Genomic DNA, 1,496 nt, shown 5'->3' on the forward strand with positions numbered 1-1,496 from the left:
AAGGCCCTCCCGAACTCTACGTTGCGCTCGAGCCCGGGCGTAGAGCCGACGCCTGAGATTGCGCAAGAGGTTTCGGACACTGTCTTTGCCAGGATCGGCGCCATCGCGAGCGCCCCATCGGGTCGTCATCGTTCCCGGCATGCCCAAGACCTGGTCCGGTAAGATCATGCGACGCGTGCTTGCCGCCATCTCCAATGGCCAGGCTCCCGGAGACGTGTCCACGCTGGCCAATCCGGAAGTCGTGGACAGTATCACGCAACTCGTCCGGTAGGCTGGCTGGGCTGGCGCACACGACCGCATGTGTCCCGGCAAATCCAGCGCGACGGGTAGCTTGCACGCTTATCGACACTGTGGCATCACGTCGCGGCGCATGCTGATGTGCAGCGCCTAAAATGGTCGGCTATCTTGCGGCTTCAGGCATGGGCCGCCGCTCAAAGTCCGATCAGAGGCCGTTCATGCACGTTCTCGTCCCCATCGCATTCATTCTGATTATCGCAAGCATGGTCTCGGCGCTGTATTTCATGATGCACGATCGGGGTAAGACGCAACGGATGGTTTGGTCGCTGGCGCCGCGTGTCGGGCTGTCGATTACGCTTTTCTTCTCGATCCTCGTTGCGAACTGGATCGGCTGGATCCACCCGACCGGGATTCCGTTTGGCCGCTAGAGCAGACTGCAGCAACCAGCGACAATACGTGAAGTCGGGCGGCGGCATGAATTCCCGTGTGAAGATCCCGTGCTGGCTATTCCCTCAGCGACGATGCCTGGATCCCCTCGGCCTTGACGAGCGCAGCCAGTTTCGCCCGCTCGCGTGCCACATCAGCCCTCTCCCCCGCTGGCCAGTCGAGGACAACGCCATCGTCGAGCGACTGGCGTACCAGCGAAGAATAATCGGATTTGCTGACCATCCCCGAGGAGCCAGGTTATTGCCAACCTTCTTTCTAATTCGGTCGACTGCATGCGAAACCGACGGAAAGACGGTCACTATCGCAGTACGTGCGGAGGATGCGATCCGCGCGATGAATGCGAACTTCCGCCGAAGGTTGTCCCGCCACTCGCAGATCTGCTCGATGAAGCGGACAAGGCGCGCACCCTCTGGGTGAGCGCTGCGCGCTTACTCGTTGTACGTCCGCGGTGGCGACCCCTTGTCATCGATCAGAGCAGTGCAGCACACGCGGCATTCATGGCGTTGCAACACGGTCGAACTCTGAACGAGGCAATCGACGTCGCGCTGGCTCTCGATGCCCGATTCGATATCTCATCGCAACTCCAAAGCTGGGTCACGGTCAGCGCGGTTACCGGCCTCGCGATATAGAGGCAGATATGTCCGACGGTCCGATGCTGGACGTATTGTCGAAGCGGGGCCTGCGAAGCGGCCGCATCTTTGCAGCTGCGGCCCGGCCGTCCCGTATAAGACAGAACACCGCCGCGCAGCAGCCGCGTCCCTGCGATTGCCGTCACGCACTCCAGTCGAACTCCGTAATCTCCGCGTGGCCCA

General features: G+C 61.3%; 2 protein-coding genes. One reads left to right on the plus strand and one right to left on the minus strand.

Translation table 11 applies throughout. The features are described 5' to 3' along the window. The first annotated feature begins 455 nt into the window (after nt 1-455). A complete protein-coding gene (locus tag BN2476_RS41150) occupies nt 456-665 on the plus strand; it encodes a twin transmembrane helix small protein (protein ID WP_087737947.1) in 210 nt (69 codons plus the stop codon). 76 nt (nt 666-741) lie between these two features. Here the strand turns inward: BN2476_RS41150 and BN2476_RS46860 are convergent, their stop codons facing one another. Beyond that, nucleotides 742-906 (minus strand): hypothetical protein, encoded by a 165-nt coding sequence (locus tag BN2476_RS46860; RefSeq protein WP_160111856.1) that lies wholly within the window; start codon nt 904-906, stop codon nt 742-744. Nucleotides 907-1,496: the final 590 nt, after the last annotated feature.

The organism is Paraburkholderia piptadeniae (assembly GCF_900007165.1).
GTDB classification, from domain to species: Bacteria; Pseudomonadota; Gammaproteobacteria; order Burkholderiales; family Burkholderiaceae; genus Paraburkholderia; species Paraburkholderia piptadeniae.